Raw genomic sequence first — 925 nt, forward strand, 5'->3', positions numbered from 1 at the left:
TTGCCTTTGTTCTTCTTAAAAATGCTAGAGTTTTCTTTTCTTTAACACCTCTATTTTTAAAGTCTTTATCACCTTTCGCATGATAAGTTTCAGTTATTTTTTTACACACTCTTGATGCTATTTCAACAGTCTCTTTGTCATTTAAGTTATATACTAAAACTTCTACACCTCTACCTCCACCTGAGTTAAAATGAACACTTACATTTAAATCTGAGTTATATGAATTACACTTAGCTATGATTTTATTCAATATATCACTCTGGGAAGTTCCATTGTTACAAGTACAATCATATACTTTACACTCTTTTTGAGCTAAAGGTATTAGATATTTTAATACATTTCTTGCTTCTGTAGATTCCTTTATATACTTTACTGCTCCAGAGCCAATCTTGCCATCTGGATTATGTCCTGCATGAATTGTTAATGTTTTTAGGTTCAAAACTACCACTCCTTTTTAAAAAATATAAAAAGAGCCTATAAAACAAGGCTCTCGTTTACTCAATTTCATATTAAAATTGTGATTTTAATATGTTTTTCTAGTGTTTTTTCGTGAATTTTTATTAAGTTGAAATAAAAAAAGACTATGCTATATAGTCCTCTCCTACAATTTCTTTATATTCTATTGATGTTATCTTATTCTTTGCAACTGCTGTTTTAACTTGCTCTTTAGTCCAATTCCCATTTTTATAAAAATCTGTTATTATCTTATACCAATTCATTTATATCACCCCATTTGACATTAATTGAAATGTTAAATCTGCTATTGTTTGTTCTGTAGAATTTACTTTATCTTCTATACTACTTTTAATATCTGTATATCTATAGAAAACCTCTTTAGTATTTATATTTATAAATAACTTTGCTTCTTTATTTTCTATATATTTTTGAGTTGGTAAATTCTCAACTAAAATACCCTCTTTTAAAT

General features: G+C 26.9%; 3 protein-coding genes. All 3 read right to left on the bottom strand.

What is annotated here, in order from left to right; translation table 11 throughout:
- Positions 1-439: N-acetylmuramoyl-L-alanine amidase (locus tag IC219_RS21285; RefSeq protein ID WP_227853506.1), on the bottom strand; the 439-nt coding region annotated here is incomplete at its 3' end.
- Between the two features lie 142 nt (positions 440-581).
- The gene (locus IC219_RS21290) at positions 582-719 is read right to left on the bottom strand and encodes an XkdX family protein (protein ID WP_227853505.1); all 138 of its coding nucleotides are present in this window, start codon (positions 717-719) and stop codon (positions 582-584) included.
- The coding region (locus tag IC219_RS21295; protein ID WP_227853306.1) for a hypothetical protein at positions 720-925 on the bottom strand (206 nt) is incomplete at its 5' end.

It is taken from the genome of Clostridioides sp. ES-W-0018-02 (assembly GCF_020658175.1).
In the GTDB taxonomy this organism is placed as follows: Bacteria; Bacillota; Clostridia; order Peptostreptococcales; family Peptostreptococcaceae; genus Clostridioides.

Coding starts and splice junctions, on each gene's coding strand:
- IC219_RS21290 (WP_227853505.1), bottom strand. CDS start 719: ATGAATTGGTATAAGATAATAACAGATTTTTATAAAAATGGGAATTGG.